Origin of the sequence: Marinicella sediminis (genome assembly GCF_002000055.1) — a bacterium.
In the GTDB taxonomy this organism is placed as follows: domain Bacteria; phylum Pseudomonadota; class Gammaproteobacteria; order Xanthomonadales; family Marinicellaceae; genus Marinicella; species Marinicella sediminis.
Window position 1 is genome coordinate 1 of the sequence record NZ_MVBD01000031.1, and the last position, 1,435, is coordinate 1,435.

General features: G+C 53.0%; 1 protein-coding gene. It reads left to right on the forward strand.

Features of this window, described 5'->3' with window-relative positions:
• Positions 1–1,435 (forward strand): beta-ketoacyl synthase N-terminal-like domain-containing protein (locus B0475_RS17305; RefSeq protein ID WP_198538371.1); only part of this gene is annotated, 1,435 nt, incomplete at both ends.

A 1,435-nucleotide genomic window follows, 5' to 3' on the forward strand; every position in this document is an offset into this window, starting at 1 on the left:
AGAGCGAAGTGGAAGCGATTCAGGTGTACAGTTACCCGACTTTGCGTCAACTGAGTGAATATGTGGCCAGTCAGGCCAACATTGAACCGGTCCTCACACCTGTGAGCACACCGGCTGTCACCAGGCAACAGGCAACGGTTCCAGCCCAAGTCCTTGAGGTATTTGAAGAGCCAGGCTGGTCAGGTTCATGGCCAGAGTTGACTTCATGGCGCACAGAGCAAGGGGTGTCGATGATGTCCGCAGAACCAGCGGTTCAACGCCAGGCGGTGGCGATCATCGGCATGGCCGGTCAGTTCCCCCAAGCCCGCACCCTGGATGAATATTGGTCTAACCTGGCCTCAGGTCGGGACTGTATCGAGGAAGTGGGAGCACGCTGGGATGTCAGTCAGTATTACACCACGGGTGATTTGGGGTCAGGGCAAACCAACAGCAAGTGGTTGGGTGCTTTGGATGATTATGATTTGTTTGACCCGTTGTTTTTCAACATTTCACCAACAGAGGCAGAAAGCATGGATCCGCAACAACGTTTGTTCTTGCAGTCCAGCTGGCATGCGATAGAGGACGCCGGTTACAGTGCCGATGGCCTATCAGGCAGTCGTTGTGGTGTGTTTGTTGGTTGTGCATCGGGTGATTACCATGATTTGTCAGTTGACCAACAACACAGTGCCCGCAGTTTCACCGGAGGTGCGACCTCAATATTGGCGGCCCGGATTTCTTACTTTTTGGACTTACAGGGACCCTGTTGGTCGGTTGACACAGCCTGTTCCTCATCATTGGTATCGATTGCCAATGCCTGTGACAGTTTGAATACCGGCAGCAGTGATTTGGCGTTGGCCGGTGGTGTTTATGTGATGTCAGGTCCAGGGATGCACATCAAGACGGCCCAGTCAGGGATGTTGTCACCGGATGGCCGGTGTTTTACCTTTGATGAACGGGCCAATGGTTTTGTGCCAGGAGAAGGCGTTGGTGTGGTGTTGTTAAAACGGCTTGCCGATGCACAACAGGCTGCAGACCGGATTCATGCGGTAATCGCCGGATGGGGTGTTAACCAGGATGGCAAGACCAATGGCATCACGGCCCCCAGTGCGCAGTCACAAATGCGATTGGAACAAGAGGTTTATGACCGCCATGGGATCAACCCGGAACAGATTCAGTTGATTGAGGCGCATGGCACGGGCACGCGTTTGGGCGATCCGATTGAGATAGAAGGTCTGAAGTCAGCGTTTGCCAAATACACCGACGCGTCAGGTTATTGTGCGGTTGGTTCGGTAAAAAGTAACATTGGTCATTGTTTGACTGCGGCAGGGGTTGCAGGTGTTCTGAAGTTGGTATTGGCGCTGAAGCACCGTCAATTGCCGCCGACTTTGCATGTTGAGCAGGCCAATGAGCACATCAGGTTATCAGGCAGTCCGTTTTATTTGAACAGTCAATTGCG